Raw genomic sequence first — 258 nt, 5'->3', positions numbered from 1 at the left:
CTCGTCTTCTTACTCTTCTTCATCGGGGCGGGTGTCTATTACGGAGACTTTTATAAGTTTCCGGTTCTCGTCGCAGCCATCATCGCCTTGATGGTTGCGGCATTCATGACAAAAGGAAGTGCCACCCAAACCGTCGAGCGCATCGCGCAAGGAGCCGGCAATCCGGGCATCATCATCATGATTTTCATTTTCTTACTGGCTGGCGCCTTTTCAACGGTAGCGGAAGCCATCGGTGCCATCGACGCGACGGTCAACGCT

1 pseudogene is annotated in these 258 nt (G+C 53.5%); it reads left to right on the top strand.

Features of this window, described 5'->3' with window-relative positions:
* Positions 1 to 258: pseudogene (locus AC2Q9J_RS18175) on the top strand (Na+/H+ antiporter NhaC family protein); the annotation flags it as partial.

Source organism: Planococcus sp. RAB007_Raresut, from assembly GCF_057369535.1.
Note: the sequence above shows the minus strand (reverse complement) of the source record. Positions and strands in the feature narration are given on the sequence as shown.